This is a genomic window from Acidimicrobiales bacterium (assembly GCA_036491125.1).
In the GTDB taxonomy this organism is placed as follows: Bacteria; Actinomycetota; Acidimicrobiia; order Acidimicrobiales; family AC-9; genus AC-9.
In genome coordinates, this window is the sequence record DASXCO010000067.1 from 1 (window position 1) to 2,447 (window position 2,447).

Below are 2,447 nucleotides of genomic sequence, written 5' to 3' on the forward strand. Positions count from 1 at the left end.
AGCGACAAGACCTGTGGCCGGACATCCTGCCCGTGGTCGCGGCCATGTCCGAGCCCTCTCGGCGCAAGGTCGTCAATCTGCCGATCCTGAAGGAACCGGCCGTGCAGGAGCGAGTGGTGGCCGCCGCCGACCACCACACCCTGTGGGGTGTCGTCCTGCCGCTCGTCGAGCTGATGACCCCCGACACTCGAGCCGTCGTGGCGGGGGTCGTGGCAGCCAAGGATCGCGCCACCCTCGAGGGAGCCGGCGAGGCGGCGCTCATGGGAGAGCAGTGGGACAGTCTCCTGGACCTGGCCGCGCTGATGCCGCAGACCAAACAGGACGAGCTGGCGGTGATCGTCTCCGCCTTCGGCGAGGTGGACCCAGACCTGTTCAGGAGGGTCGCCGCCGCCGCCGGTCAGCGCGGCTTCGGGGCCAGGTTCGAGGCCGCCGGCGTGACGCTGCCGCCCTGAAACGAGTCGGCCGACGCCGCAGCTCGGTGAGGTAGTACCAGCCTCTCAGCGCGCCGTCACGACGGGAGCGCGCCGCGCACCGGAGCGAGCTGGGCCATGGCGTGCCGGTAGCCGAGCTCGACCAACTCGTCCAGGCGCTTCCAGTCGAAGATGCCGAAGTCCTGCGAGGGCATGCGGACGTACACATCGGCTCGCTCGGCGGCGAGGTCCATGCTCGTGGCACTGCTCAGCATGGCGCTGCGCACCAGGATCTCGCTCAGCCGGGGCGGCGCATCCAGCGCCCCGTGACGTAACAGGGCTCCGGGGTCGGGCCCATCGAGCCCTGCTCCGGGAGCTCGCAAGTAACCGTCAGTGCTGACGTTGCAGGCGATGATCGCCCCGCGCTCGAGGCGCTGCATGACGCCCGTGGGCAGGTTGTCGAGGACGCCACCGTCGCATAGCAGCTCGCCCTCGTAGGCGATCGGCGGAGCGATCCCCGGGACAGCCATGCTCGTGCCGACCCACACCGCCAGCGGGCCACGATCGTGCACGACAGCGTCGCCGGTCGTCAGATTCGTCGAGACGCAGAAGTACGTGCGTCGCAGCTCCTCGATCTGAGTGTCGCCGAAGATCTCGGCCAGACGAGCACCGAACTTCCGCCCTTGGATGAGCGAGACACGCGGCAATGAGTAGTCGTTCAAAAAGTTGTTACGGACGAAGGTCTCCCGCGCCACATGAGTCATCTCGACGCTGTCGAGACCGAGGGCCAAGAGGGCTGACACGAAGGCACCCATGCTCGTTCCGCCAGCCACGTCGATCGGCACGCGGAGCTCCTCCAGGGCCCGGATGAGCCCGATGTGGGCAAAGCCGCGCGCCCCGCCACCACCCAGCACCACACCGACGCCGTGACCGGCGACCTGGCGCGCCAGGGACGCCAGCTCGGCCTCGCCCCAGGGGTGTACGAAATAGCGGGCGCGCGCACCGGTCAGGTCCATCCAGGCCAGTGTGTGAGCCGACGATTCTCCCTCCGGTCTCAGGAACACCAGCTCGACGGGCGCAAGGAGCCCCAGCGAACGAAGCTCCTGGAGGACGCGTACGGGTCTGGGGCGGGCGCTCGCCTCGGTCAAGACGAGGACGCGGTCGGCGTTGTGCAGGCAACGCAACGCCCAGGTGTCGCGGTCGCTGTCAGCGGCATAGACCAGGTAGCGGTGTCGCCCCTCCAGATCGTTCATCCAGGCCGCCAGCCGGGAGCTGCCCTCGGCGTCGGAGAGCGGCGTCTGCGAGGCGCCAGGGCCGAGGGTCGCGTCGACGTGCGCTGCCGTGATCAACCGAGCCTCGGGCCATCCCGAGAGCTGACGGACGAGGGCCTCGGCCAGCGCCATGACCGGCAGATGAGGCGAGGCCGGGATCACGGCGAGTGTCCCGTGGACCTCCGTCGCGCCCTGGACTCGGATCTTGCGCTGCTCGCGCAGGCGGACGACCATCAGGCGCGAAAGGGCCCGCTGGGCGCCGGAATGGTGGTCGAGGAAGTCAAGGAACTCGCGCTGTTCGAAGCCGAGGAGGATGCTGTCGCGCACGGCCCGCACCGTCGACGTCCTGGGCTCTCCCATCAGGACCCCGACCTCGCCGACCGGCTCCAGACGTCCGACGTAGCCGAGGAGCTCGCCGTCTGCGGTCTCCTGCAGTCGTCCGCGAACGACGACGTAGCAGTGCGTCGGCGGGTCGCCTTCCTTGTACAGACGGGCGCCGCTGCGGAGGTCCTGTCGCTCAGCCAGCGACGAGAGAGCGGTGAGCTCCTCCTCTTTCAAGGCCGAGAACACGGGCATCTCGGCCAGGACCGAGCCGAGATCCACGAGTACCCACGGATTCGCCGTCACCCACCACCCTCATGTCAGGCCGAGGTTGGCGCGCACCAGGGCCAGGGCCTCGTCGATGCGCCCCGGATCCCGGCCGCCGGCCAGGGCCAGCTCGGGGCCCTTGCCCCCACCGCCGCCCACGATGCGGGCGGGCTCGGCC

At 69.7% G+C, this 2,447-nt stretch carries 2 protein-coding genes; one reads left to right on the plus strand and one right to left on the minus strand.

Annotated elements, in window-relative coordinates; all coding sequences use genetic code 11:
* The coding region (locus VGF64_05590; GenBank protein HEY1634211.1) for a hypothetical protein at positions 1 to 452 on the plus strand (452 nt) is incomplete at its 5' end.
* Between the two features lie 56 nt (positions 453 to 508).
* On the opposite strand, the gene VGF64_05595 is transcribed toward VGF64_05590, so the two are convergent.
* A complete protein-coding gene (locus VGF64_05595) occupies positions 509 to 2,308 on the minus strand; it encodes a patatin-like phospholipase family protein (GenBank protein ID HEY1634212.1) in 1,800 nt (599 codons plus the stop codon).
* Positions 2,309 to 2,447: the final 139 nt, after the last annotated feature.